Below are 24,390 nucleotides of genomic sequence, written 5' to 3'. Positions count from 1 at the left end.
TTTTCATCCAGGAGACCCCCTAGTGGTTCGACTCGCGACGACAGCATGCACACTTCCCCTGCAATCCCACCGCGACGTCTCGCTGAGTCGCCGCAGGCTGTCCAAGCCCTGGTTGGCCCACTTCGCGTTCCTGATCCTGCTGCTGTTGGCGACACTGGCGTCGGCCCGCGTCGCGATGGCCGCGCAACCCGCCGAGGCGCCCACGCCGGCCGCGCTGGCCGACCTGCTCGAGAACCCGGACAGCCGCAAGGCGCTGATCGACCAGTTGCGGGCGCACGAGCCTGGAAGCGGTACGAAGCAAGCCGGGGCGGCGGCCTCCGATGCGCCGCCGGCTCACGCGTCCCCCACGCTGCGTGCACGGCTGGCGGACGGCACGCAGCGCTTCCTGTCGAGCCTGGTTGCTGATCTGGGGCAGGGCGCCGCGGACCTGCGCGCCATGGCCGAAGGCGACGGCCCGTCCATGGATAGCAACGAGGCGCGGGCATTGCAGCCGCTGGCCATGTCGGTCGTGACGGCCATCGTCGCCTTCGTGCTGCTGCGGCTGGTGGCGTTGTGGATCTACCGGCGCATCGACGATTGGGTGGCGGGCCTGGGATGGGATGCCACGGCATCGCCACGGGCCGATGCGCCCGTTGGCATGCCGGTCCTGTACCGGCGCGCGGGCGCGATCATCGGCGCGGTGGTGATCGATGCGCTGGTGGTGCTGCTGGCCGCCGCGGCGGCGTACGCGGCCGGCGTCCGGGGCGGTCCGGACGGCGTCGCCGTCGATCCGCTGGTGGCCGTGTTCCTGAAGGCCTTCCTGGCGGTCGAGATCACCAAGGTCCTGGTCCGCACCGTGTTCTCGACGCGCTATCCGCACCTGCGCCTGCTGCCGATGTCGGACGAGATGGCCCGCTACTGGAACCGCTGGCTGATCGTGCTGGTCATGGCGGCGGGCTACGGCACCATGCTGGTCGATCCGGTGCTGGCGGCGGCCCTGTCTCCCGCGCTGGGCCGGCTGGCCGCGCTGGTGATCATGCTGGGCGTCTACGTGTACGCGGTGGGCGTGATCTGGCGCAACCGCCAGCGGGTGCGCGAGAAGCTCGAACACAGCGGTTCGCGCAGGACGACCTTCCTGGGCACGTCGCCGCGCCTGCTGGCGCGCGTCTGGCACTGGCTGGGCATCGGGTACTTCACCGTGCTGCTGGTGGTCAGCCAGATCGATCCGGCCAATGCGCTGCCGTTCATGGTGGCCGCCACGCTTCAGACCCTGCTGGCGACCGGCGTGGGCAGCCTGGCCATCGTGCTGCTGAACGCGCTGCTGGCCAAGCCCGTACGCGTGTCCGACGAGCTGCGCGCGCGCCTGCCCATGCTGGAGAACCGGCTGAACTCCTATGTGCCCGCGACCATCCGCTTCGTGGGATGGGCGGTCCGCATCGTCGTGGTGCTGCTGGTGCTGGATGCGTGGCGCGCCTTCAATCTGTCGCGATGGATCGCCTCGGACGCCGGCGCGGCGGCCATAGGCGTGGCGGTGAACGTGGCCATCGTGCTGCTGGCCGCGGCGCTGGCGTGGACGGTGGTGGCCAGCATCATCGAGCATCGGCTGAACCTGCGCGAGGGCGGGCGCATGCCCACCGCGCGCGAGAAGACGCTGCTGTCGCTGTTCCGCAACGCGGCGCTGATCGTGATCGTGACCATGACGGTGATGGTGGTGCTGTCGCAGATAGGCATAGACGTGGCGCCCCTGATCGCGGGCGCCGGCGTGGTCGGCCTGGCCGTGGGCTTCGGCGCGCAGAAGCTGGTGCAGGACATCATCACCGGCGTCTTCATCCAGCTCGAGAACGGCATGAACGAGAACGACGTCGTGCAGGTAGCCGGGGTGTTCGGTACGGTCGAGAAGATGACGATCCGCTCGGTGGGCATACGGACGCTGGACGGCGGCTACCACCTGGTGCCGTTCTCGTCGGTGGACGTGGTGTCCAACCACATGCGGGACTTCTCCTACCATCTGGGCGAGTACACGATCGCCCACCGGGAAAGCATCGACGATGCCATGCAACACATGCGCAACGCGTTCGCGGAACTGATGACCGACGAGGCGCTGGCGCCGGAGATCCTGGAAGACATCAGTATTCCAGGCGTCACCGCGGTCAACGAGAAGGGCGCGACCATACGGGTCCTGATCAAGACCCGGCCGGGCATGCAGTGGGCGGTGCAGCGCGCCTACAACCGCCTGGTGAAACAGCACTTCAACGCCGCCGGCATCGAGCTGCCCTATCCGCACATGGTGGTCTACTTCGGACAGGACAAGCAGGGCGCGGCGCCGCCGGTGCGGGTGGCCATGGAAGGGGGGCCGGCCGAGGCGAGCTGATCCCCGGCCTTCAACCCGCCAGCAGCCAGCCTCCCAGCGCCGCCAGCGCCACCACCAGGACGGGCGGCACGCGGCCCAGGACCAGCAATCCGAAGGCGGCCAGCGCCAGCGCGAAGTCGGCGCGGCCGTGGATGGCGCTGGTCCATACCGGGTCGTACAGCGCCGACAGCAGGATGCCTACCACGCCGGCGTTGACGCCGGCCAGCGCGGTCTGGATGCCGCGGCGCTGGCGCAGTGGTTCCCAGAAGGGCAAGGCACCCGCCAGCACCAGCAGCGCGGGCAGGAAGATCACGGCCAGCGCGGCCAGGCCGCCGGCCCAGCCGTGCAGTGGGCCAAGGGACACCGCGCCCAGGTAGGCGGCGAAGGTGAACAGCGGCCCGGGCACGGCCTGTGCCGCGCCGTAGCCCGCCAGGAAATCCGCGTTGTCGACCAGGCCCGTGGGTACGACCGTGGCTTGCAAGAGCGGCAGCACCACGTGTCCGCCGCCGAAGACCAGCGCGCCGGCGCGATAGATGCCATCGAAGAACGCGACGAGCGAGGAACCGCTGGCGGCGGCCCAAACCGGCAGCGCCGCCAGCGGCAGCGCGAACAGCGCCAGGGCGGCGATACCGGCGCGGCGGGAGATGGGGTAGGAATGCGGATGCGCGGGAGTGGGCGCGGGCAGGTCCAGCAGCCATCGGCCGAGCAGCCCGCAAGCCACGATCGCGCCGATCTGTCCCGCCGCCGAGGGCAAGGCCAGCGTCGCCAGCGCGGCCAGCATGGCCAGTCCCGCTCGTGTCCGGTCCGGGCATAGCGACCGGGCCATGCCCCAGACTGCCTGCGCGACCACCGCCACGGCCACGACTTTCAGGCCGTGCACCCAGCCGGAGGCGGCCAGATCGGGGTAGCCGGCCATGCCGTAGGCGAACAGGATCAGGACCAGGGCCGAGGGCAGGGTGAAGCCCAGCCACGCGGCCAGCAGGCCGGGCCAGCCGGCGCGCCGCAGTCCCACCGCCATGCCGACCTGGCTGCTGGCCGGCCCGGGCAGGAACTGGCACAGGGCCACGAGATCCGAGTAGCTGCGATCGTCCAGCCAGCGGCGGCGTTCGACGAATTCGGTACGGAAGTAGCCCAGGTGCGCGATCGGTCCGCCGAAAGAACTCAGCCCCAGCCGCAGGAAGACCAGGAATACCCGCCAGGCGCTGTCGCGCGAGTCGTCGTGTCTTGCCGGGGGCGCGTCGGTGGGCATGGTCGTCAACGTGGGGAGGGTTTTCGTGAGGGCTTGCCGGTGCCTTCGTGCGCGCGGACGAAGTCGATGAAGGCCCGCAGGGGCGACGGCAGGTGCCGGCGGCCGGAATAATAAAGGAAGGGGCCGGTGAACGGGCGCCACCAGGACTTGAGCACGGGCTCCAGCGCGCCGCTGTCCAGGTCGGGCTGCAGCCAGCCCTCGAACAGGTGGATGATGCCCAGGCCGTCTCGCGCAGCCTGGACGGCCAGTTCGACGCCGCTGCCCAGGCTGACCAGCAGCGGCCCGGCGGGCTCCACGCGCAGCACTTCCCCCTTGCGTTCGTACTCCCAGGCGGGCATGGCGCCGCTGGAGAACTGGCCGCGCAGGCAGACGTGGCCGAGCAGGTCGCGCGGATGCGTGGGCCGGCCGCGCGCCGCCAGGTAGGCGGGCGCGGCGGCGGTGGCGAAGCGCTGCCAGCGCGGCCCGATGGGAATCGCGATCATGTCCTGCTCCAGCCGCTCGTCGTAGCGGATGCCGGCGTCGCAGCCCGCGGCCAGCAAGTCGACGAAGCCGTCCTCGACCACGATTTCCAGCTTGATGTCGGGATAGGCTTGCAGGAAGGGGGTGACGAGGGGGGCAAGCACCAGCCGCGCCGCGCTGAGCGGAACGTTCAGGCGCAAGGTCCCGGCGGGCCGGTCGCGGAACCCGTTGACGACGTCGAGCGCGGTTTCCACTTCGCCCAACGCGGGGACCAGCCGTTCGACCAGCCGGGCGCCGGCCTCGGTCGGCGTCACGCTGCGGGTGGTGCGATGGAGCAGCCGGACACCCAGCCGAGCCTCCAGCCGCCGCACCGCTTCGCTCAGGCTCGAGGCCGAGGTGCCGCTGGCGCGGGCGCCTTCGCGAAAGCCCCCGGCGCGAACCACGGCCAGGAAGGCGAACAGGTCTTGGAGCGGTGCTTGCATTGTGCGGAATTCCGTACAGCCTGTGCTGATTACACCAGATTATCGATCGAAGCGGCTGTGTCTATAGTGTGATCCATCCACGCTTTCCGGAGAAATGCCATGACCGATCTGCAAGCAGCGGGCAGTTTTGCCCTGGGGGACCGACCCGTGCGCCGCATGGGCTACGGCGCGATGCAACTGGCGGGACCGGGGGTGTTCGGGCCGCCGCGGGACCGCGCCCGGGCGCTGGCGGTGCTGCGCGCCGCGGTCGAGGCCGGCGTCGACCATATCGATACCAGCGACTTCTACGGCCCCCACGTCACCAACCAGTTGATCCGCGAGGCCCTGCATCCCTACCGGGACCTGACCATCGTGACCAAGGTCGGCGCCGTGCGCGGGCCCGACGCTTCGTGGAATCCGGCGCAAAGCCCCGAACAGCTCACGCAGGCCGTGCACGACAATCTGCGCAATCTGGGCCTGGACGTGCTGGACGTGGTCAACCTGCGCATCATGGGGGACGTGCACGCGCCGTCCGAAGGGTCGATCGAGCAGCCGTTCACCGCGCTGGCGCAATTGCAGCGGCAGGGGCTCATCCGCCACCTGGGCCTGAGCAACGCCACGGCCGCGCAGGTGGCCCAGGCCCGGCGCATCGCCCCGGTCGTGTGCGTGCAGAACCATTACAACCTGGCGCACCGCGCCGACGACGCGCTGATCGATCAACTGGGCGGCCAGGGCATCGCCTACGTGCCGTTCTTCCCGCTGGGCGGTTTCTCGCCGCTGCAATCGGGCATCCTGACCCGCGTGGCGCAGCGGCTGGAGGCGACGCCCATGCAGGTCGCGCTGGCCTGGCTGCTGGCGCGCGCGCCCAACCTGCTGCTGATACCGGGAACGTCTTCGCCGGAGCATCTGCGGGAGAACCTGGCGGCGGCCGCGCTGACGCTGCCCGCCGATGCGATGGCGGACCTGGACGGCATCGCGGCGCAAGCGCGGGCGTAGGCCGCGCGGGCACGGCGGCGAAGATGAGTTATCGTCGCGGGTGGATCCCATTCATGCCCCCGACAAGACCCCGCGTGAGAACCGATAGCCGCCTTTCCCGGATGCTGCACGTGCTGCTGCACATGGCCAGGGACGACCAGCCCGTGACGTCCGCCCAGATCGCCCGGATGCTGGGCACCAATGCCGCCGTGGTGCGCCGGACCATGGCGGGCCTGCGCAAGGCGGGCTACGTGCAGTCCGAGAAAGGCCACCATGGCGGCTGGCGGCTCGATTGCGACCTGGCCGACGTCACGCTGCTGGACATCCACCGAGCGGTGGGCGGGCCCAGGGTCTTCGCGATCGGCGCGGACCACGCCCATCCCGATTGCGCGGTCGAACGCGTGGTCAACGCCGCGCTGGCCGACGCGCTGGAAGAGGCGCAAGCCTTGCTCGTCCGGCGCCTGGGCGCGGTGACATTGGCCGATCTGGCCCGGGAATTCGACCAGATCTGCCATGCGGCCTCGTGGGGCCTGGCGGACCACCCGCAGTCTTGAACATGCCCCGGTAGGGATGGCCCCGCGCGCCGAAGGGATATCGAGGCCTTGCCGCGAATCTTTATGTATCATTTAAAGGTACATGAATTCGACAGAGCATGGAGAGCGATATGGACCACGACGTAATCATCATCGGCGGAAGCTACGCCGGGCTTTCTGCGGGCATGCAACTGGCCCGCGCCCGGCGCCGCGTGCTCGTGATCGATGCCGGCGAGCGCCGCAACCGGTATGCGCCGCTGTCCCATGGTTTCCTGACGCGCGACGGCGAGGCGGGAGCCGACATCGCCGCCATTGCCCGGGACCAGCTGCTCAGGTACGAAACGGTGGAGTGGCTGGATGCCCGCGTGGACGCGGTGGCCCAGGCAGGCGAGGGCTTCGCGGTGTCGGTGGGCGCGCAGGTGCGCACGGCGCGGCGCCTCGTGCTCGCGACGGGCGTGAAGGACGAATTGCCGGACCTGCCGGGACTTGCGCCGCGCTGGGGCATCCATGTGTTCCATTGTCCGTATTGCCATGGCTACGAGTTGCAGCAGGGCCGCATCGGCGTGCTGGCCTTGTCCGAGATGTCCATGCACCAGGCGATGATGCTGCCTGACTGGGGAGCGACGACGCTGTTCCTGAACGAGGCCTTCGAGCCCGATGCCCAGCAGCTCGCGCTGCTGGCCGGGCGCGGCGTGGCCCTCGTGCGGGGACGGGTGGCGCGGCTGGACGGTGAAGGCGTGGCGGTGGTCATGAGCGACGGCGAAGTCCATGCGCTGGATGGACTGTTCATCGCGGCCCGGGTCCGTTCCTCGGGATTGGCCGAGCAACTGGGCTGCGTGATGGAAGAGGGCCCGTGGGGCAGCACGATCAAGACCGATACGACCAAGGCCACCAGCGTGCCGGGTGTGTTCGCGTGCGGCGATACGGGCCGGCCCGCCGGCTCGGTGGCGGCGGCGGTGGGCGATGGCGCGATGGCGGGCGCCGCGGCGCATCGCTCGCTGATGTTCGGGTTGTAGAAGAGCGGCAGGGCCGTCAGGCCCCGGTGTGCGCGGGCCAGGCGGCCACCAGCACCAGCAGGACGGCGGCCAGCGCATAGGGCACGCCTGGACCGGCCTCGTACAGCAGGGTGCCGGCCAGCGGGCCCAGGACGATGCCCAGTCCTTGCGCGGCGCCCACCGATCCGGCGGCCGCGCCTTGTTCATGCGCCGCCACGGCGTTCGAGGCCATCGCGGCGAATGCGGGAAACATCCAGCCCATGCCCGCCGCGGCAACGAAGAAAGCGGCTTCCAGCATGGCCCCGCTGCTGGCCAGCGGCACGGCGCCGAAGCCCGCCGCGCTGACCAGCGCGCCGGCGCGGATCAGGCGCTGCGTGCTCCAGCCCAGGCGGCGCACCGCCAGCTGCGCGACGATGAGCGCCACGCCCACCATGGCCAGCGCCAGGCCGGCGGTGCGCGCGGCGGCCTCGGGCGCCAGGCCCAGTTGGTCGATCGCGAAGAAGCCGACGGTGATCTGCGCCATGGAGACGCAGAACATGCAGACGAAGGCCACCGTCATCGGCCGGCGCAGCCTGGGTTCGACCAGGCGCAGTGCCGTCGTGGCGGTGCCATGGGCGGGGGGCGAATCGGGCAGCGCTTTCCACAGCAGGCCCAGGCCGAGCAGCGGCAGCAGCGCGATTAGGGCCAGCGGCAGCGACAGGCCCAGCGGTGTGAGCGCCGCGACGATGGCCGGTCCCAGCACGAGGCCGATGGCATTGGCCGCGCCCAGCGAGGCCATGGCGGCGGCTCGCCGTTCGGCGGGCAGGTGATCGGCCACCAGCGCCTGGCTGACCGAGGGGATCGCGGCGAAGAACGCGCCCACCGCGCCCCGGGTCAGGACGAGGCCGGCGAAGACCAGTCCGGCGGCGGGAAAGAAATAAAGCGAGGCGATGGCGACGGCGCACATCGCCCAGTAGCTCAGGGCGAAGCCCCCCACGCCCGCAAGCAGCACGCGCCGCCGGCCCAGCCGGTCGCTGGCGGCGCCCCAGGTCCGGGCCAGCAGCATCCACAGCACGCCGCCCACGGTGATGACGGCGCCGGCCTGCCATGCCGCCAGATGCAGCAATCGTGCGACGGGGCCGATGACCGAGACGAAGCCCATCATCGCCATGGTGCAGGTCATGTAGGCCGCCAGCAGGGGGCGGAAGTCGAAGGCCGGGCCGGCTTGCGGGGCCGGCGCGGCGGGCGCGGGTATCGGAGTCATGGCGGCGACGCGTGATGTCAACAGGAGCGCAGCGCCGCGGCGAAGGTATCGGTCAGCCGGCGCACGATGCGCGCGCGCTGCGCGGTGGCGCCGCGCGCGACGGCGTCGTCGGCCAGTCCATGCATGGAGTGGAACATCATGATCGCCATGGCGTGGCTGTCGGCCACTCGCCAGGCTCCGGCCGCGGCACCGGCTTCCAGCAGGGCTTCCAGCTGGACGATGATGGGGTTGTCCTTCATGAGTTCGCGGCTGGCCGGATGGGGATCGTGGAACAGCATGTCATGCAGCATGACCTGGTCCAGCAGTCCATCCAGCATGGCGGAGAACCAGGCGCGCAGCCGGGCGTTCCATCCCTTTTCGCCGGGGGCCGCGCGGCGCCGCACGGCCGTATCCACGCGCAGGCAGAAGCCCTGGATGAAGCGTTCCCTGAGCGCGCCCAGCAGTTCTTCCCGAGAGGAAAAATACAGGTAGAACGTACCCTTGGAGACCTGGGCGCCGGTGGTGATGTCGTCGACGCTGGTCTGGACCACGCCTTTTTGCAGGAAGAGGCGTTCGGCCGCGTCCAGCAGCTCGGCGCGCCGGTTCTGCGGCGCGCGCACGCGCGGCCGCTGGCCTGGATCGTGACCTTGCATGACGAGCCTCTTATCCGTTGACGAGCGAATGACGGCTTCCAATTAATGAGAATCGTTTTCGTTAAAGGATAATGACCGCCGGTCATTAACTTGTCAAGCCCGGAAGCGATGCCCGGACAGGCGCAGCCGGCGCCAGCCGATGACGAGGCCGGTGGCGCTCAACGCGATGCCGCCCAGGCTGAACAGGATCAGCACCGCGTCCCACAGCGGCCGGCGCTCCAGCAGCGGCAGCCAGTCCCAGCTGTGCAGCATGGCGAACAGCCAGCGCGAGGCGCGGCGCGGGCGGTCGGTGCTGTTCAGGATGGAGCCGGTGTAGGGGTCGAGGTGCACCCAGGTCGCGGCGGGATCGTCGAACTCGATGCGCCAGACCGGCAGCGGTTTGTCGCCGCCGCCCGTCATGGTGTGCGGAGCCCGGTCGTAGTAGTGGAGGTCGTAGCGGTCGAGCCGCTGGATGCGGGCTACGGGAGCGGGCATGAGTTCCGTCGCCGCGCGGCGCAGTTCGTCCGGGTCCAGGTTGACGGCCTGCGCGGTCCGGGCGTCGAGCAGCGCGAGGCGGCCGGCCGGGCCGTAGGCCAGGACGAGTTCGTGCCCCAGGCGATGGACCCAGCGCAGCTCGCGGACGTTGCCGCCGGCCAGCAGCGCCTGCACGGGAGCGGCACCGGCGGGCATCGCGTCCGTGTCGCCGTACACGGCGGCCACGGAAGGCCCGCCGCGGCCGCTGCTGAACAGGCCCCACGGATTCATGGACATCAAGCCGCTGAATATCCAGGTGAGCGTGGTCAACGCGAATGCCAGTCCCGCCAGATGATGCCAGCGCATCATGCCGGCCCGGTACGGCGAGCGCGAGCCGCTGCGGTAGGGGCGGGCGAAGCGCCAGCGCAGCAGCCCGACGATGGTGCCGGTCAGCGCGACGGCGATGCCGGCGATGGACAGGCCATCGACGATGGCGGCCCAGTGGCGGTCGAAGAAATTGCCGCGGAATGGATAGAGCCAGTGGATCCACGCGCCCGCGTAGTTCCAGGCACGCTCGGTACGCGTCGCATCGCGCACCACTTCGCCGGTGTGGCTGGAGACGTACAGTAGCGTGCCCGCTTCGTCGTCCAGTTGCACCCGGTGCAGCGGCCGGTGCGGGTCCAGGGCACGCGAGTGCGTGTGCGCGTCCTCGTCCACCAGGCCCGCATAGCGCGCCTGGACGGCGCCGCCGGCATAGGCGGCCGCGCTGGCCACGGCATGCTCGGTATCGATCGCGCGCAGCAACGTTCCGGTCGCGGCGTCGATGGCCACGGGCGCGCCGGCCCGCGAGCCATCCGCCAGCGTGGCCAGGTAGACCGGCCGGCCGGCGCTGGCCGCCGACAGCCGCAGGTTTTTCGGTGTCGAGTCGATGCCGGCCGCCGCCAGCGCCTGCGCGGGCCCGAGCAGAGGCGCCGCCGGGTCCAGCGCGGGAAGGTGTTGCAGGCGCTCGGCCGCGGTGAGCTTGGGATAGCCGACGTACATCATGACCACGCCCGAGGCGAACCACATCACGAAGAACGCGCACATCACGATGCCCAGCCACCGATGCAGCAGATAGAGCCAGCGCTTGAGGCGTGTACGCATGGCCGTCTCCTAGAAAGCGATCCGCAGGCTGACGTCGGCGGTGCGCGGGGCGCCCAGGTAAGCCATGGTCGGTGTCATGTTGGCCGCATAGACCTTGTCGGTCAGGTTGCGGATGCGCGCCACGATCGCGGTCCGGCGGTCGATGCGGTAGCTCACCCCCAGGTCCACCAGCAGGTAGGCGGGCCAGGACACGGTGTTGGCCGCGTCGGCGTACACGCGGCCCACGCGGCGCAGTCCTAGGCTGGCCTGCAGCGCGGGCGTGACGGCATAGGACACCCACAGGTTGGCGACCGTGGCCGGCGTGTTGGTCGGGCGTTTGCCCGCCAGCGACACGCCGCCCTGGGTGTAGTCGTCGTAGCGCGCGTCCACGTACGCGATGTTGCCCTGGATGGACCAGCGCCGGTCGGGCTGCAGGCCCACGGCCAGTTCCAGCCCCCGGGACGACTGCTCGCCCACGAGCACGGTCATACTGCTGTCGTTCGGATCCTGGCTGGCGATGTTCCGGCGCGAGATGCGATAGGCGGCCAGCGTGGCCGTTCCCTTGCCTTCCCAGAAATCCAGCTTGCCGCCCACCTCGGCCTGGCGGCCCGAGGTCAGTTCGCTGTTGTTGCGCACGTCCGCGAACGAGGCGGTGGACAGCACGCCCGACGGTGGATCCGCGGCGGTGGCGTACTGCGCGTAAAGCGCGGCATCCTGGGTGACGTCCCAGACCAGGCCGATGCGCCCCGTGGTCGGGTGATAGCCGCGACGGAACTCGGCCGGATTGGCGGCCGTGATCTCGCGCCGGTTGGTCAGGTCGAGCTGGATGCGCTCGTGGCGCAGCGCGGTGACCAGGTGCAGGTCCGGCCGCAGCGCGGTACGGTTCTCTGCATAGACCGCCAGGGTGCGTACCTTGTTGTCGCGGTCCGGCCGGAAACCCGGCGACATGCCGGGAATGTCGAAGAAGCGCTCGGTGCCGTAATCGTAGGGATTGACCGTGCCGATCGTGCCGGACAGGCTGTTCGGAAAGCGGGTCTGGCGGTTCACGCTGGCATCGACGCCGAAGGCCCAGTCGCTTTTCCTGCCGGCGATCTCGCCGTGGTAGATGCCGTCGATGCGGTTGCCCACCAGGTGCTGGTCGTGCCGTTGCAGCAGCGCGCTCGACCGTATGACCTGGGTGTTGTCGGCGTTGAAGCGATAGTTCTCGACGTTGCGGTAGTCGCGCAGGGCGTCGTAGACGTAGAAGGTGTTCCGCCATTGCAGCTTGTCGCTGACCCGCCACTCGGCGATGGAACGCAGCCACTGCACGCGCTGGATGTACACCCCGTCGGCGCTGTTGTAGTTCTTGAAGCGGGTGCCTTCGTCGATGCTCGCGGTGCCGGCGATCGGGTTCAGCAGCGGCGTGCCCCAGTAGGGGCGGTCGACATGCTCGTGCTGGTACTCGTAGGCCAGGGTGTGGGTGAAGCCGTTGCCGAAGTCGGACAGCACCGAGGCCGCGAGCTGCGTGGCGCGCGTGCCGGTGCCGTCGACCCAGCTGTCGGCGTCGCGATGGTTGATATCCAGGCGCAGGTAGTGGCCGGGGCCGCCGGCCTCGCCCGCGATGCGCCGGTTCAGTCCGACCGAGGCTTCCTTGAGTCCGTTGCTGCCCAGCCGCAACTGGCCTTCCGAGATGTCCTCGCGCCGGGCCAGCTTGGTCACATAATTGATCGATCCACCCACCGCGCCGGCGCCGAACAGGAAGCTGGACGGGCCGCCGATGGCTTCGACGCGCTCGTAGATCCAGCTGTCCACGGGACGGGCGGCGATCGAGTACTGGACGTTGATGCCGTTGAACAGCTGGCTGATGGAGCCGGTGCCGAAGCCGCGATAGCTCACGCCCACGTTGCCGGGCGCATCGTGGGCGGTCACACCGGGGATGGCGCGCAGGATCTCCTGCGTGTTCTGCGCGCCCCGCGCATCGATCGTGGCGCGATCGACCACGGTGACCGAGGCGGGGGTCTCGCGGGCGGTCAGGCCGAGATTGCTGGCGGCCGCGGCGGGCGTGTCGAGGTTGAGCTTGCCGTTGGGCCGGTCGGCGCTGCCGCTGACTTCGATGGCGGGCAGGGCCTGTTCAGGGGCGGCCTGGGCATGAGCGGGCGCCACAAGCGACTGGCAGGTGGCGAGCAGGCCGGCGCACAGGGGGCCGGACAGGGATGGGCGCGGCGCGGCGCGATGCGCGCGCCGGCGCATCGGAGAAACGGTGGGGAACACGAACGACTCCTGGTCGGCCGCGCGCGCGGCGCGGCTGGGCGAAGCGGCGCTGCCACGCGGGCAGGCCGGGCGGGGTCAGGAAACGGACGTGGAAGGCGGGGCGCGGGAGGGCGGCGGGCGCGAGATGGGCGCCGTGCCCAGAAGCGGAGCGGGAGGAAGCGCTGGCGCCTCGGCCGAGACGACGAGGCCCACCAGGACGAGACCGCCACGGGGGGAGGGCAGTGCGACGGCGGCATGGAGCCGGCAATACGGGCAGTCGGCAGGCGTCGTGGCCGAGTCGTCCTGCGATGGCTGGGAGCCGTCGTCCGACAGCTTGATCAGTTTCGGACCGTAGACGCTGCAAAGCTCGACCCAGGCATCGTTGGGCCGGGCCAGCGTATTGGCGATGGCCGGCGCCAGCATCCCCCAGAGCAGCGCGAGCAGGACCAGCATCGCGATGCCGCGATGGCGGTCCTGGCTGGTGGATCGGAGGAATGGCCGATGCATGCTCGAGTCGCGGGACGATCAGGCCCGGGGGCCTGGGAGACGCGGCAGTATGGGCAGGAAATCCGGTGGCGTCAATTTGGGCCTGCAGCCGGGCCCTCGGGCGGTCCCGCCCCGGTCTGCTATCTCGCTCGGATACCTTCTGTTACGATCGCCGTCGATTTTTCAAGGATGCTCCATGGCTTCGTATTTCATCGAACCGCGTGTCGCTCGGCTGGCGGCGCTGGCCGCCGCGGTGCTGCTGCTTGCCGGCTGCGGCGGCGACGGGGCCGTCGCGCCCGAGACCGCCTGTGCCGGGCGCGTCAACGACACCGAAGACAAACTCCTGGCGTGCATGACGCTCGACGGCGTCATGAGCCATCTGCGGGAGTTCGACCGCATCGCCAGGGCGAACGGGGGCCATCGGGCTTCGGGATCGCCGGGCTACGAGGCCTCGGGCGCCTACGCGGAGCGCGTGCTGCGTGACGCCGGCTATGCCGTGACCCGCTCGTCATTCGACTTCGTCAGGTACGAGAACCTGGGGGCGAGCGTGCTGCGCCAGGTCGGACCCGGGGCCGCGGTGGATTTCGCGCATCGGGTCATGGACTATTCCGGTTCGGGCGATGTCTCGGCGGCGGTGGGCGTCGTCGGTGGCAGGGGGTGCCGCGCCGACGACTTCGCCGGATTTCCGCCGGCCAGCATCGCCCTGATCGAACGCGGAGATTGCAGCTTCGACCAGAAGATCGGGCTTGCCGAAAAGGCGGGTGCCGTGGGGGCCGTCGTCTACAACAACGCGGAAGGCATGGTCCATGGCGCGTTGAGCCCGCGGGCTGGCGTCGATATCCCGGTACTGGAGGCAACCCAGGCCCTGGGCCGGCAACTGGCGGCGACGCCCGGCCTGGTGCTGCGGGTGGCGGCCTCGACCCGGCGCGATCCCGCGACCACCTTCAACCTGGTCGCCGAGGGCCGCAGTGGCGACGAGAACCACGTGGTCATGGTGGGCGGGCACCTGGATTCGGTGCAGGCCGGCCCGGGCATCAACGACAATGGCAGCGGATCGGCGGCCGTGCTCGAGACCGCGGTGCAACTGGCGCGCACGACGACGCGGTACAGGCTGCGCTTTGCCCTGTGGGGCGCCGAGGAAGAAGGCGTGCTGGGCTCGGCCGACTACGTCGGCGGGCTGGCGCCCGAGGCCCTGGCCAAGATCGCGATGTATCTGAACTTCGACATGATCGGATCACCCAACCCGGGTTATTTCATCTACGACGGCGACAACTCCGATGGCCGCAGCCAGGGGCCGGGGCCGGCCGGCTCCGAGGTGATCGAGCAGACCTTCGAGCGTTTCTACGCCGCCCGGAACACGCCGTTCAAGGGAACGCCGTTCGACGGCCGTTCGGACTACGGCCCGTTCATCGAACTGGGCATTCCCGCGGGCGGCATTTCCTCGGGCGTGGACGAGATCAAGACCGAGGCGGATGTCGCGCTATGGGGCGGCAAGGCCGGCATCACGTTCGATCCCTGCTACCACGCTGCCTGCGACGACCTGGCGAACCTGGATCCGGCCGCGCTGGAGTTCAACAGCAAGGCGGTGGCGGCGGCAACGCTGCACCATGCCAACGACCTGCGGGGCATCCTGCGCACGGCCCCGCAGGGGGGCGCGGCGCGTACGGTACGCAAGGGCTACACGCCGCCGGCCGACATGCGGCCGCGGCACCTGCCCGCGCTGCGCTAGCCGGCCTCAGCCTTCGGCGGGCGGCCGGGCTCCCCAGAGTATGGCCAAGCCGATCAGCGAGGACAGGATGGAGCCGATGAAGACCGCGACCTTGGCCGCGGCGAAATCGGTTTCCACCGGGAAGGCCTGGCCGGAAATGAACAGCGACATGGTGAAGCCTATGCCGGCCAGCGCGCCGGCGCCCACCAGTTGCCGCCACGAGTAGTCGGCGGGCTTGCGCGCGATGCCCAGCCGGACGGCGATGACCGAAGCCAGAACCAGCCCCAGCGGCTTGCCCAGGACCAGTCCGGCGATGATGGCCAGCGACAGCTGGCCGTGGCTGGACAGCACGTCGGGCGCCAGCGCCACGCCGGCGTTGGCCAGCGCGAACAGCGGCAGCACGACGTAGCTGGAACGCGCGCCCGTGGTGCGCAGCAGCCGGTCGGCGGGCGATTCCAGCCGGTCGTGGATGGCGTCGAACGCCGCCAGCGCGGGCAGCGACGGCCCCTGCCGCAGGACTTCGCCGCTGCGGCGCGCTTCGGCCGTCAGAATGGCGTCGGCCTGCGCCACCAGCGTGGGCAGGTTGGGAGGCGGCCGCGTGGGGATGAACATCGCCAGCAGCACGCCGGCCATGGTCGCGTGCAGTCCACTCGCGTGGACACAGGCCCACAGCAGGATGCCGGTCAGCGCATAGGGCGCGACGCGATAGATGTGTGCCTTGTTGAGCAGCGCCAGCACGCCCACCAGCGCCGCGGCGGCGGCCAGGTAGCCCAGGTTCAGCGAGCCGGAATAGAACAGCGCGACGACCACGATGGAGCCGATGTCGTCGACGATGGCCGCGGCGGTCAGGAACACCCGCAGCGCGGTGGGGACGCGGCTACCCATCATCGCGATCAGCGCGATGGCGAAGGCGGTGTCGGTGGCCATGGGCACGCCCCAGCCGTGCGACCACGGGCCGGCGGGAACGATCAGGCTGTAGACCAGCGCGGGCACGAGCATGCCGCCCAGGGCCGCCGCGACCGGCAGCGCGGCCGAGCGCAGGTTGGCCAGGTGGCCCACGGTGAACTCGCGCTTGATCTCCAGCCCCACGACCAGGAAGAAGATCGTCAGCAGGCCGTCGTTGATCCAGTGCAGCAGCGACATGCCGAAGCCGGCCTGCCCCAGCGAGATCGCCAGGGGCGTTTCCCACAGCGCGGCGAAGGCCTCGCCCAGCCCGGAGTTCGTCAGCAGGACCGCCAGCGCGGCGGCCAGCAGGAGCAGCACGCCGGCCGAGGGCGCCCAGCCCGCGAAGTCCTGCGCCACGCTGCGCAGGCGATGGCCCGGTGTGCGCAGCATGGCGTCGGTGAACGAACTTTCGTCCCAGGGGCCGTCGTAGCGGCGCCCGTTGATGAAGAAGGTGGGCGTGACCATGACCCGGCTGGCCCGGGCGCCGGCGACATCGGCATCGACCCGGGCCCGGGCCGGATCGTCATCGCCCGCCTGCCGCGCGCCGGCGGGCGGGACACCGAGTTCGCTCGCCACCAGGGACAGGTCTTCCTCGGACAGCGTGCGCGAATGCGTCATCAGCGTGACGTGGGCGTCCCAGAACTGACGGGAGTCGCGCGCGTGCTCGGCCAGCTCCGCCGCGCGGCGCGCGATGTCGCTGCCCGGCAACGGATAGTGGCGGAATACATAGCGCAGCCGGTCGCCCAGCTGATGCCGGATTTCCGCGATGCGTTCGTTGGCGGCGCGGCAGTACGGGCAGGCGTAGCTGCCATATTCGACCAGGGTGATGGGAGCATCGGCGGGGCCGAGGACGTGGTCCCGGTTGTCATCCACCGGTTGTTCCAGCCTAGCGGTCAAGCTTTCTTGCGACACGTGAATCCCTTGTGTGTTGTCGGGGGCACCCGGCCCGTTCAATGAGCCAGCGGCGGCGCGGGCTGGCGGGCGCGCCGCTGCTTGAGCCGCCGTGTCTCCCACAAGCCCACGGCCGTCAGGACCGCGGTCGTCAGCCAGCCCATGACGAGCAGCGTGGCGGCATAGCCCATGGGCACCAGCACGAGCAGCGCCACCGCGCCGGCCAGGTGCGAACCCGGGACGGCGCCGTAGACGACCTTCTTGTAGATGGCGCTGCCCAGCAGGTAGATGGCCGGGCCGGCCACCAGCACGACGACCTGCGCCGTGCCGAGCGCCTCGTGGGGGTGGGCCATGACGAGATCGTTGCCGACGGCGGTGACGATGATGCCGGCCACCAGGATGGCGTGGATATAGTGGAAATAGGCGCCGATGCGTCCGGGATCGGCCGAGCGTGTGATGGCTTCGGTGGCATCCTTGCTGGACGTGCCGAAATACAGCCACCACATCGCCAGGGTGCCGAGGAAGGTGGCCAGCACGCCGGAGACGATGGCGGTGTTCCAGGACTGGGTGTCCGCCAGCATGACGCCGGTGGCGAGCAGCGTCTCGCCCAGCGCCACGATCACGAACAACTGGCAGCGTTCGGCCAGGTGGCCGCCCTCGATGGTCCAGTCGCGGGTATGGGAGCGGCCCATGCCGGGCAGGGCGAAGCCGAACATGGGCGAGCCGTATTCGCACAGCACCGCCACCAGCCACAGCAGCGCGCGCAGCTCATGCCCTTCGGCCATCGCCCCGGCGATCCAGAAGACCGCCGCGATAGCCAGCCATCCCAGCATGCGGCGGTAGTTGGCCGCCAGCGGATGGCTGGCCGGCAACTGGCAGACGATGTAGGCGGTCCGGCCCACCTGCATCGCGGCATAGGACCCGGCGAACAGCAGCGCCCGGTCGCCGAAGGCCTCGGGCAGGCTGGCCGCCATGCACAGCGCGAGCAGCATGGTGGCGAAGAGCAGGCCCCGGATGCGCGGGGTTTCCGGGTCGAACCAGTTCGTTACCCAGCAGGTGTATTGCCACCCCAGCCACACCGCCAGCCAGAGGATCAGCGACTCGATCACGCCGGTAAGCGTCAGGTGATGCAGGAGCTGGTGGCTGATCTGGGTGACGGCGAAGACGTAGATCAGGTCGAAGAACAGTTCTTCGAAGGTGACGCGGGCGTGATGCCCGTCGCGGTGCCGCAGCGGGGGATGGCGGTGGGTGTCGGATGGCATGATGGACGCGGCCTGGCCGGCCGGGGATCGAATACGCGGCTTAAGATAGCCGGAAATTCCCGCGCCGCCTACTGTTCTTGTCGGGGTCGCAGGATGGACCCCCAGGGCGTATGCTGGTCGACATGTTCCATGGGTATCCGCGCCCGGAGAAAATCATGCCCGATACGTCCAGCCTGCTCGCCTTTGGCCTGGTGGCGCTGGGAATGGCGCTGACGCCAGGCCCCAACATGATCTACCTCGTCTCGCGCTCGATCTCGCAGGGGCCGCGCGCCGGGCTCGTCTCGCTGGGCGGCGTGGCGCTGGGCTTCGTGTTCTACATGCTGTGCGCGGCATTGGGCATCACCGCGCTGGTCATGGCGGTGCCCTATGCCTACGATGCGCTGCGCGCGGGCGGCGCGATCTATCTGCTCTATCTGGCATGGCAGGCGGTCAGGCCGGGCGGGCGTTCGCCGTTCCAGGTGCGCGAATTGCCACGCGACGGCCCGGGCAAGCTGTTCGCGATGGGCTTCCTGACCAACCTGCTGAACCCCAAGATCGCGGTGATGTACCTGTCGCTGCTGCCGCAGTTCATCCGGCCCGAGCAGGGCAGCGTGCTGATGCAGTCGTTCATGCTGGGCGCGACGCAGATCGCGATCAGCATGAGCGTCAACGCCACGGTGGCCATCATGGCCGGCTCGATCGCGGCCTTCCTGGCGCGCCGCCCGCTGTGGCTGGTCGCGCAGCGGTGGCTGATGGGCACGGTGCTGGCGGGGCTGGCCGTGCGCATGGCCACCGAGGCGCGCCGCTAGCGGGGCAGCCCCGCCGGCGGCTACCTGCCGGGCGGCATCGGCGCGTCGGCGGGGTTCTCCACCAGCGCATCCGGTTCGGCCAGCCAGTCCTCGTCGTCGGCGCGGCGCAGCGCGTTGCCATCCAGCAACAGACCCTTGGTCAGTTCCAGGGCCTGCTTCTCGAACAACCGCCGATAGACGCCATTCCTGATCCGGATCAGCGCCTCGTGCGTGCCTTCCTCGATGACGCGGCCCTTGTCCATTACCAGCAGCCGGTCGAGCGCGCGCACGGTGGACAGCCGGTGCGCGACCACCAGCGTGGTGCGGCCTTCCATCAGGCGCTCCATGGCTTGCTGGATCAGGACCTCGCTTTCGCTGTCCAGGCTGGAGGTCGCCTCGTCCAGGATCAGGATGGGCGCATCGGCCAGGAAGGCGCGAGCCAGCGCCACGCGCTGGCGCTCGCCTCCCGACAGCTTGACGCCGCGCTCGCCCACCAGGGTCTCGTAGCCGTGGGGCAGGGCCATGATGAAGTCATGGGCGCTGGCCAGGCGCGCCGCACGCTCGACCTGCGCCCGCGTGGCGTCCGGCCGGGCATAGGCGATGTTCTCGGCCAGCGAGCGGTGGAACAGGATGGGTTCCTGCTGGACGATGGCGATCTGCTGGCGCAGCGAGGCCTGGCGGACGCAGGAGATGTCCTGTCCGTCGATGGTGATGCGGCCGCCGCTGACGTCGTACAGGCGCTGGATCAGCTTGATGAACGTGGTCTTGCCCGAACCGGAGTGGCCGACCAGCCCGACCCGTTCGCCCGGCGCGATGCGTATCGAGAAATCGCGGTAGAGCGGCGTGTCGTGGGTGCCGTAGCGGAAGTCCACGTGCTCGAAGCGGATCTCGCCGGGGCCGATGGCGATGGCCGGAGCGTCCGGACGGTCCTCGATGCCCAGCGGCTGGCGTTCCAGCGCGACCAGTTCCTCCATGTCGTTGATGGAGCGTTGCAGGTTGCGGATGTCCATGCCCACGTCGCGCAGGTAGCCCTGGAGCATGAAGAAGGTCGTCAGCGCGAAGGTGATGTCGCCCACGCTGGCCTGCCCGCGCGACCACAGCAGCAGCGCGGTGCCCAGGATGGCGGCCTGCATCAGCACGAGCATGGTGCCCTGGACGCCGCCGTTGATCGTGCCGCGCACCCAGGTGCGCCGGGTACGCAGGCGCCACTTGCCGATCACGCGCGCCAGGCGCGTTTCCTCGCGGTCCTCGGCGCCGAAGGCCTTGACCACCGCGTTGCAGGTGATGGCGTCGGCCAGGGCGCCGCCCATGCGGGTATCCCAGGCGTTGGCCAGGCGCGCGGCGGGCGCGACGAAGCCCAGCGACAGCATGACGGTCAGCATCACATACAGCAGGGATCCCACGCCGATGACGGCACCCATGAGCGGCCAGGTCGCGCCCAGCAGGATGGTCGCGCCGGCCAGCATGACCAGCGACGGCAGCAGGGCCACCAGCAGCGTGTCGTTCAGCAGGTCGAGCGCCCACATGCCCCGCGTGACCTTGCGCACGGTCGAGCCGGCGAAGCTGTTGGCATGCCAGTCGGTCGAGAAGCGCTGCACGCGATGAAAGGCGTTGGCGGCGATCTTGCTCATCATCTTGAGCGTAAGGAAAGTCAGGCTCAGGAATACGACCTGGCGCAACGCCGTGGCGCCCACGCCCAGCGCGGCCAGTATCCAGAAGGCGGCGATGGCGGCTTGCCACGCGGCCGGGTCGCTGGCCGCGCCCGACGCCACGGCATCGACCAGGCGGCCCGCGTACAACGGAGTCGCCACGCTGGCCAGCGTCGAGAGCAGGATGGCGACGATGATGGTCAGGATGCGCCAGGGCTGCTCGGCCCAGTGGCGGAAAGTAAAGCCAAGGACGTCCTTGTAGGACTGTCCACGGAAGTCGAGTTTCTTCGATGCCATTTGCGACAGCCCCGGCTCGCGGTGGAGCGGGGTCTCCAAAGTCGGGAGAGAACAGACGGGCCATCGCGCGCTTGTGGCGTGCGTGGGGCAAAAACCGTCCGGGAGTATGTGCGGGCAGGAAAACCGCCCGCGGCGGGGCAACCTAGAGGTGCCGGGGAGCCGGTCCGGAGACGACGATGCGCGTGTTGATCATTTTGCGTCTCCTTGGATGGGGGGATGGATGTGAAGGCAAAAAGCCGAAAATGAAGTCTATCAGCCCGCGCCGGGCGAGGCAACGGCGGCGAAGGGAGGATGTGGCCGTCGGCATACACTTGCCGCTGCGGGCGCGGCCTGCCGGAATGAAGGATTCCAGTTTCAGGGGTGGACATGAAGATTGCAGTGATGGGAGCCGGCGCGGTCGGCAGCTACTACGGCGCGATACTGGCCCGCGCCGGCCACGACGTGGTGCTGGTGGGCCGTCCCGCGCACGTGGAGGCGGTCCGGCGGCAGGGGCTGTTGCTCGAGACGAAGTCCTTCCACGGCCATGTGCCGGCGCGGGCCAGCGAGCATCCCGGGGACGTCGCCGGCGCCAAGCTCGTGCTGTTCTGCGTGAAATCCACCGACACCGAGGACGCGGGCAGGCAGATCGCGCCGCACCTGGATGCCGATGCCGTCGTGCTCAGCCTGCAGAACGGGGTCGACAATGCCGAGCGCCTGCAGGCGCTGCTGCCGCAGCCGGTGGTGCCGGCCGTGGTGTACGTGGCGGTGGAGATGGCGGGCGCGGGCCACGTGCGCCATCACGGGCGCGGCGAACTCGTGCTCGGGCCGTCGCCCCGCAGCGAGGAAGCGGCGGGCGTGCTGAGCGCGGCCGGTATCCCGGCCACGGTGTCCGGCAACGCCATCGGCGAACTCTGGGCCAAGCTCATCCTGAACTGCGCCTACAACGCGCTGTCGGCCGCGGCGCAGTTGCCCTATGGCCGGCTGATCGAGTGCCAGGGCGTGCCGGATGTCATGCGCAACGTGGTGGACGAGTGTTTGGCGGTGGCGGCGGCCTCGGGCGTGACGGTGCCCGGCGACACCTGGGAAGCGGTAATGCGCATCAGCCGCAGCATGCCGACCCAGTTGTCGTCGACGGCGCAGGACCTGGCGCGCGGCAAGCCGAGCGAGATCGACCATTTGAACGGCTACATCGTCCGCCGGGGCGGCGAACTGGGCGTGTCGACGCCGGCCAACCGCGTGCTGCACAGCCTGGTCAAGCTGCTGGAGTCGCGCCAGGACTGAGCCTGGGGGCCGGGAACGGAACGTGCTGCCTGGCGGGGCCATCCGTTCGACGTTATCCGGAGGTCAATGATGAATGCCGTGCCGAAGGAAATGCAGCTGTGCGTGGATGCCTGCCTGCGTTGCTACCAGTCCTGCCTGGGATCCGCCATGAACCACTGCCTGGAGCGGGGCGGGGCGCACGTCGCACCGCCCCATTTCCGCCTGATGATGGCCTGCGCCGAGATGTGCCGCACCGCGGCCCACTTCATGCTGACCAGCGTTCCGCAGCACCGCCACGTGTGCGCCGACTGCGCCTCGATCTGCCGCCAGTGCGCCGACAGCTGCGACGGCCTGGACGGCATGGACCAGTGCGCCGCCGACTGCCGCAGCTGCGCCGACGCCTGCGAGCGCATGGCCGCCTGAGCCTGCGGCCCGACGGAGCGCCTTGGCGGGCGCCCGGCGCTTCCCCTATGATTCCGCATGCCAGAGGATGCGGGCCCGCCGGGCCGTGGCTGGCGCGGGAGCGGGCGTGGTCCAGGAAACTCCATCGACGAAGCGTGATCATGACATCGCCGAGGCCTTCGGCAGGCCCGAGCGGGGATGGAGGCGGTCGCTGTACGCGGTGATGTTCGAGACCGGTTCGTCCGCCGGACGGCGATTCGACCAGTTGCTGTTCGTGCTCATCCTGGCCAGCCTGGCGGTCGTGATGGCCGATAGCGTGGCCTTCCTGTCGCAGCGCCTGGGCGGCCTGTTCGGTCCGCTGGAGTGGGCCTTCACGGTGCTCTTCACGATCGAATACGTGCTGCGGCTGCTGTGCGTGCGGCGCCCGCTGCGCTATGCCACGAGCTTCTACGGCGTGGTGGACCTGCTGGCCTTCCTGCCCACCTACGCGGCGCTGCTGACGCCCAGCCTGGCCTTCCTGATCGGCATCCGCGTGCTGCGTCTGCTGCGCATCTTCCGGGTGTTCAAGCTGCGCCTGTTCACCGAGGAATACCTGATGATGGCCCGGGCGCTGCGCGCCTCGTCCCGCAAGATCATGGTCTTCCTGTCGGTGGTGCTGCTGATCGTGCTGGTCATGGGCACGATCATGTACGTGGTCGAAGGCCCGCAGTACGGCTTCACCAGCATTCCGGTGGGTGTCTACTGGGCGATCTCGACCATCGCGACGGTGGGCTTCGGCGACATCACGCCGCACACCGCGCTGGGGCGGCTGATCGCCTCGGTCATGATGCTGCTGGGCTGGGGCATCCTGGCCGTGCCGACGGGCATCGTCACCATGGAGATGACGCTGGCCGAAAGCGCGCGGCGCCGGACCGCGGCGCGCACCTGCCAGGTGTGCCTGACGCCCGGGCAGGACCACGACGCGAACTACTGCAAGCACTGCGGCGCCGGGCTGGCGGGGCAGGAGCGGGAGGCCTGAGCCTCCCGCCGGCCGTCATTTCGCGTCGGGCGCGATGCCGTAGTAGCCGTAGGTGTCGGTATAGCGGTTGCGCTCGCGCCGGTTCAGCCACAGGCGCATCAGCCAGCGCCTGCGCTCGTCCTCTTCCCAGTCCAGGAACTCGGTGCGCGAGTGCAGCGTCATGTGATTGTTCAGCCACTGGATGTCGCCGGGCAGGAACGCCATGGACAGGCACAGCTCGGGCGACTCCGCGTAGTGGTCGATCAGGTCCAGCAGCTTGCGGTGGCGCTCGGTCAGCGGGGGCGCGCCTTCGTAGCGCTGCGCCGACTCGATGAAATTGCGCAGGTACATCATCGACAGCTTGCCGTGGGTCCAGCCGCAGATGGACGTGACCCAATAGGGCTTGCCGGTGACCGCGTTGTGCTCGCCCCGGTGGTCGAACCACAGAGGCTCGTACAGCAGCGGGATCATGTCGGGGTGGTCGCGCAGCAGCGCGTTGTAGATGCTGGTGGAACTGACCACCAGGCTGGCGCCGCCGGCCTTGGCGGTGCGCACGCACATCAGGCCGACGATGTCGGCGCCGTCCACGTGGAAGGGCGCCGCGCGGTTGGTGTGATAGAAGCGGGTGTTGGCGTTGGTCTGCGGGTCGGCGCCGGCGGTGGTGTCGCGTACGTGGCCGAACAGCTCGCCGCGCGCGTTCTGCACGACCGCATCGCCCAGGTACTGCCCCAGTCCCCAGTAGGCGATGCTGCGTTCCTCCAGGCTCCAATCCTCGACCGGCAGCCCGCGCCACATCTCGAAGCCGCGGCCGTTCTCCAGTTCTTCTCCCAGCGTCGCCAGCCGGCCCGCCAGGCCGGCAAGCGGGAAATCGGCGCGGGAAATGGATTCCAGCGGCTTGCCCGTGGCCAGGGCGGTGGCGACCGCGGCGCGGATCTCGGCGACCTCGGCCGGCGACAGGGTGTAGATCCAGCTCTGGTCGGCCTCCATCTGGGCGCGGGTCCAGGCACTGGGGCCGGTATAGGGCTGTTGCAGCATTTCCGTCATGGGTGGCTCCTGAGTGGGGGGGG

At 69.8% G+C, this 24,390-nt stretch carries 20 protein-coding genes; 9 read left to right on the top strand and 11 right to left on the bottom strand.

Features of this window, described 5'->3' with window-relative positions; genetic code table 11:
- Positions 1-22: 22 nt before the first annotated feature.
- Positions 23-2,350, top strand: a complete 2,328-nt coding sequence (locus EGT29_RS14430; RefSeq protein ID WP_370282358.1) for a mechanosensitive ion channel domain-containing protein — start codon at positions 23-25, stop codon at positions 2,348-2,350.
- 10 nt (positions 2,351-2,360) lie between these two features.
- Here EGT29_RS14430 and chrA read toward each other — a convergent pair whose 3' ends face one another.
- On the bottom strand, positions 2,361-3,578 hold the full coding sequence (chrA, locus tag EGT29_RS14425; protein ID WP_124689642.1) for a chromate efflux transporter: 1,218 nt from the start codon (positions 3,576-3,578) through the stop codon (positions 2,361-2,363).
- A 5-nt stretch (positions 3,579-3,583) separates the two neighbouring features.
- Positions 3,584-4,519 (bottom strand): LysR family transcriptional regulator, encoded by a 936-nt coding sequence (locus EGT29_RS14420; RefSeq protein WP_124689641.1) that lies wholly within the window; start codon positions 4,517-4,519, stop codon positions 3,584-3,586.
- 99 nt (positions 4,520-4,618) lie between these two features.
- On the opposite strand from EGT29_RS14420, the gene EGT29_RS14415 reads away from it, so the two are divergent.
- From EGT29_RS14415 to EGT29_RS14405, 3 genes are all read left to right on the top strand, one after another.
- On the top strand, positions 4,619-5,494 hold the full coding sequence (locus EGT29_RS14415) for an aldo/keto reductase family oxidoreductase (protein WP_124689640.1): 876 nt from the start codon (positions 4,619-4,621) through the stop codon (positions 5,492-5,494).
- A gap of 53 nt (positions 5,495-5,547) precedes the next feature.
- The gene (locus EGT29_RS14410; protein ID WP_192901754.1) at positions 5,548-6,027 is read left to right on the top strand and encodes an Rrf2 family transcriptional regulator; all 480 of its coding nucleotides are present in this window, start codon (positions 5,548-5,550) and stop codon (positions 6,025-6,027) included.
- 110 nt (positions 6,028-6,137) lie between these two features.
- Positions 6,138-7,022, top strand: coding sequence for an NAD(P)/FAD-dependent oxidoreductase (locus EGT29_RS14405; protein ID WP_124689638.1), 885 nt, complete (start codon positions 6,138-6,140; stop codon positions 7,020-7,022).
- A 16-nt stretch (positions 7,023-7,038) separates the two neighbouring features.
- Here the strand turns inward: EGT29_RS14405 and EGT29_RS14400 are convergent, their stop codons facing one another.
- From EGT29_RS14400 to EGT29_RS14380, 5 genes are all read right to left on the bottom strand, one after another.
- Complete coding sequence (locus tag EGT29_RS14400; protein ID WP_124689637.1) at positions 7,039-8,244, bottom strand: MFS transporter; 1,206 nt, start codon at positions 8,242-8,244, stop codon at positions 7,039-7,041.
- Positions 8,245-8,261: 17 nt separating this feature from the next.
- Entirely contained in the window at positions 8,262-8,876 is a 615-nt protein-coding gene (locus EGT29_RS14395) for a TetR/AcrR family transcriptional regulator (protein ID WP_124689636.1), read from the bottom strand.
- Positions 8,877-8,969: 93 nt separating this feature from the next.
- Positions 8,970-10,472: a PepSY domain-containing protein gene (locus EGT29_RS14390; protein ID WP_124689635.1), complete on the bottom strand. Its 1,503-nt coding sequence runs from the start codon at positions 10,470-10,472 to the stop codon at positions 8,970-8,972.
- Between the two features lie 9 nt (positions 10,473-10,481).
- Positions 10,482-12,680, bottom strand: a complete 2,199-nt coding sequence (locus tag EGT29_RS14385) for a TonB-dependent siderophore receptor (RefSeq protein ID WP_124692359.1) — start codon at positions 12,678-12,680, stop codon at positions 10,482-10,484.
- Positions 12,681-12,776: 96 nt separating this feature from the next.
- Entirely contained in the window at positions 12,777-13,187 is a 411-nt protein-coding gene (locus tag EGT29_RS14380) for a DUF2946 family protein (protein WP_124689634.1), read from the bottom strand.
- Positions 13,188-13,362: 175 nt separating this feature from the next.
- Here EGT29_RS14380 and EGT29_RS14375 point away from each other — a divergent pair, with 175 nt between their 5' ends.
- Entirely contained in the window at positions 13,363-14,895 is a 1,533-nt protein-coding gene (locus EGT29_RS14375) for a M28 family peptidase (RefSeq protein WP_161567823.1), read from the top strand.
- A 6-nt stretch (positions 14,896-14,901) separates the two neighbouring features.
- Here EGT29_RS14375 and nhaA read toward each other — a convergent pair whose 3' ends face one another.
- Together nhaA and EGT29_RS14365 are read right to left on the bottom strand one after the other, a co-directional pair.
- Positions 14,902-16,692, bottom strand: a complete 1,791-nt coding sequence (gene nhaA, locus EGT29_RS14370) for a Na+/H+ antiporter NhaA (protein WP_124689632.1) — start codon at positions 16,690-16,692, stop codon at positions 14,902-14,904.
- A 77-nt stretch (positions 16,693-16,769) separates the two neighbouring features.
- A complete protein-coding gene (locus tag EGT29_RS14365) occupies positions 16,770-17,972 on the bottom strand; it encodes a low temperature requirement protein A (RefSeq protein WP_124689631.1) in 1,203 nt (400 codons plus the stop codon).
- Between the two features lie 155 nt (positions 17,973-18,127).
- Between EGT29_RS14365 and EGT29_RS14360 the strand changes: the two genes are divergently transcribed.
- Positions 18,128-18,760, top strand: a complete 633-nt coding sequence (locus tag EGT29_RS14360) for a LysE family translocator (RefSeq protein WP_124689630.1) — start codon at positions 18,128-18,130, stop codon at positions 18,758-18,760.
- A gap of 20 nt (positions 18,761-18,780) precedes the next feature.
- On the opposite strand, the gene EGT29_RS14355 is transcribed toward EGT29_RS14360, so the two are convergent.
- Complete coding sequence (locus EGT29_RS14355; protein WP_124689629.1) at positions 18,781-20,685, bottom strand: ABC transporter ATP-binding protein; 1,905 nt, start codon at positions 20,683-20,685, stop codon at positions 18,781-18,783.
- A gap of 366 nt (positions 20,686-21,051) precedes the next feature.
- Between EGT29_RS14355 and EGT29_RS14350 the strand changes: the two genes are divergently transcribed.
- The 3 genes from EGT29_RS14350 to EGT29_RS14340 all read left to right on the top strand — a co-directional run bounded on the left by EGT29_RS14350 (position 21,052) and on the right by EGT29_RS14340 (position 23,344).
- A complete protein-coding gene (locus tag EGT29_RS14350) occupies positions 21,052-21,945 on the top strand; it encodes a ketopantoate reductase family protein (protein WP_124689628.1) in 894 nt (297 codons plus the stop codon).
- 69 nt (positions 21,946-22,014) lie between these two features.
- The gene (locus EGT29_RS14345; RefSeq protein ID WP_124689627.1) at positions 22,015-22,347 is read left to right on the top strand and encodes a four-helix bundle copper-binding protein; all 333 of its coding nucleotides are present in this window, start codon (positions 22,015-22,017) and stop codon (positions 22,345-22,347) included.
- 106 nt (positions 22,348-22,453) lie between these two features.
- Complete coding sequence (locus EGT29_RS14340; protein ID WP_238159978.1) at positions 22,454-23,344, top strand: ion transporter; 891 nt, start codon at positions 22,454-22,456, stop codon at positions 23,342-23,344.
- 15 nt (positions 23,345-23,359) lie between these two features.
- On the opposite strand, the gene EGT29_RS14335 is transcribed toward EGT29_RS14340, so the two are convergent.
- Positions 23,360-24,367 (bottom strand): TauD/TfdA family dioxygenase, encoded by a 1,008-nt coding sequence (locus tag EGT29_RS14335; RefSeq protein ID WP_124689625.1) that lies wholly within the window; start codon positions 24,365-24,367, stop codon positions 23,360-23,362.
- Between the last annotated feature and the right edge of the window lie 23 nt (positions 24,368-24,390).

Source organism: Pigmentiphaga sp. H8 (genome assembly GCF_003854895.1).
GTDB lineage: Bacteria > Pseudomonadota > Gammaproteobacteria > Burkholderiales > Burkholderiaceae_B > Pigmentiphaga.
This window is presented reverse-complemented; position numbering and strand designations above follow the sequence as displayed.

Coding starts and splice junctions, on each gene's coding strand:
- chrA (WP_124689642.1), bottom strand. CDS start 3,578: ATGCCCACCGACGCGCCCCCGGCAAGACACGACGACTCGCGCGACAGC.
- EGT29_RS14420 (WP_124689641.1), bottom strand. CDS start 4,519: ATGCAAGCACCGCTCCAAGACCTGTTCGCCTTCCTGGCCGTGGTTCGC.
- EGT29_RS14415 (WP_124689640.1), top strand. CDS start 4,619: ATGACCGATCTGCAAGCAGCGGGCAGTTTTGCCCTGGGGGACCGACCC.
- EGT29_RS14410 (WP_192901754.1), top strand. CDS start 5,548: ATGCCCCCGACAAGACCCCGCGTGAGAACCGATAGCCGCCTTTCCCGG.
- EGT29_RS14405 (WP_124689638.1), top strand. CDS start 6,138: ATGGACCACGACGTAATCATCATCGGCGGAAGCTACGCCGGGCTTTCT.
- EGT29_RS14400 (WP_124689637.1), bottom strand. CDS start 8,244: ATGACTCCGATACCCGCGCCCGCCGCGCCGGCCCCGCAAGCCGGCCCG.
- EGT29_RS14395 (WP_124689636.1), bottom strand. CDS start 8,876: ATGCAAGGTCACGATCCAGGCCAGCGGCCGCGCGTGCGCGCGCCGCAG.
- EGT29_RS14390 (WP_124689635.1), bottom strand. CDS start 10,472: ATGCGTACACGCCTCAAGCGCTGGCTCTATCTGCTGCATCGGTGGCTG.
- EGT29_RS14385 (WP_124692359.1), bottom strand. CDS start 12,680: ATGCGCCGGCGCGCGCATCGCGCCGCGCCGCGCCCATCCCTGTCCGGC.
- EGT29_RS14380 (WP_124689634.1), bottom strand. CDS start 13,187: ATGCATCGGCCATTCCTCCGATCCACCAGCCAGGACCGCCATCGCGGC.
- EGT29_RS14375 (WP_161567823.1), top strand. CDS start 13,363: ATGGCTTCGTATTTCATCGAACCGCGTGTCGCTCGGCTGGCGGCGCTG.
- EGT29_RS14365 (WP_124689631.1), bottom strand. CDS start 17,972: ATGCCATCCGACACCCACCGCCATCCCCCGCTGCGGCACCGCGACGGG.
- EGT29_RS14360 (WP_124689630.1), top strand. CDS start 18,128: ATGCCCGATACGTCCAGCCTGCTCGCCTTTGGCCTGGTGGCGCTGGGA.
- EGT29_RS14355 (WP_124689629.1), bottom strand. CDS start 20,685: ATGGCATCGAAGAAACTCGACTTCCGTGGACAGTCCTACAAGGACGTC.
- EGT29_RS14350 (WP_124689628.1), top strand. CDS start 21,052: ATGAAGATTGCAGTGATGGGAGCCGGCGCGGTCGGCAGCTACTACGGC.
- EGT29_RS14345 (WP_124689627.1), top strand. CDS start 22,015: ATGAATGCCGTGCCGAAGGAAATGCAGCTGTGCGTGGATGCCTGCCTG.
- EGT29_RS14335 (WP_124689625.1), bottom strand. CDS start 24,367: ATGACGGAAATGCTGCAACAGCCCTATACCGGCCCCAGTGCCTGGACC.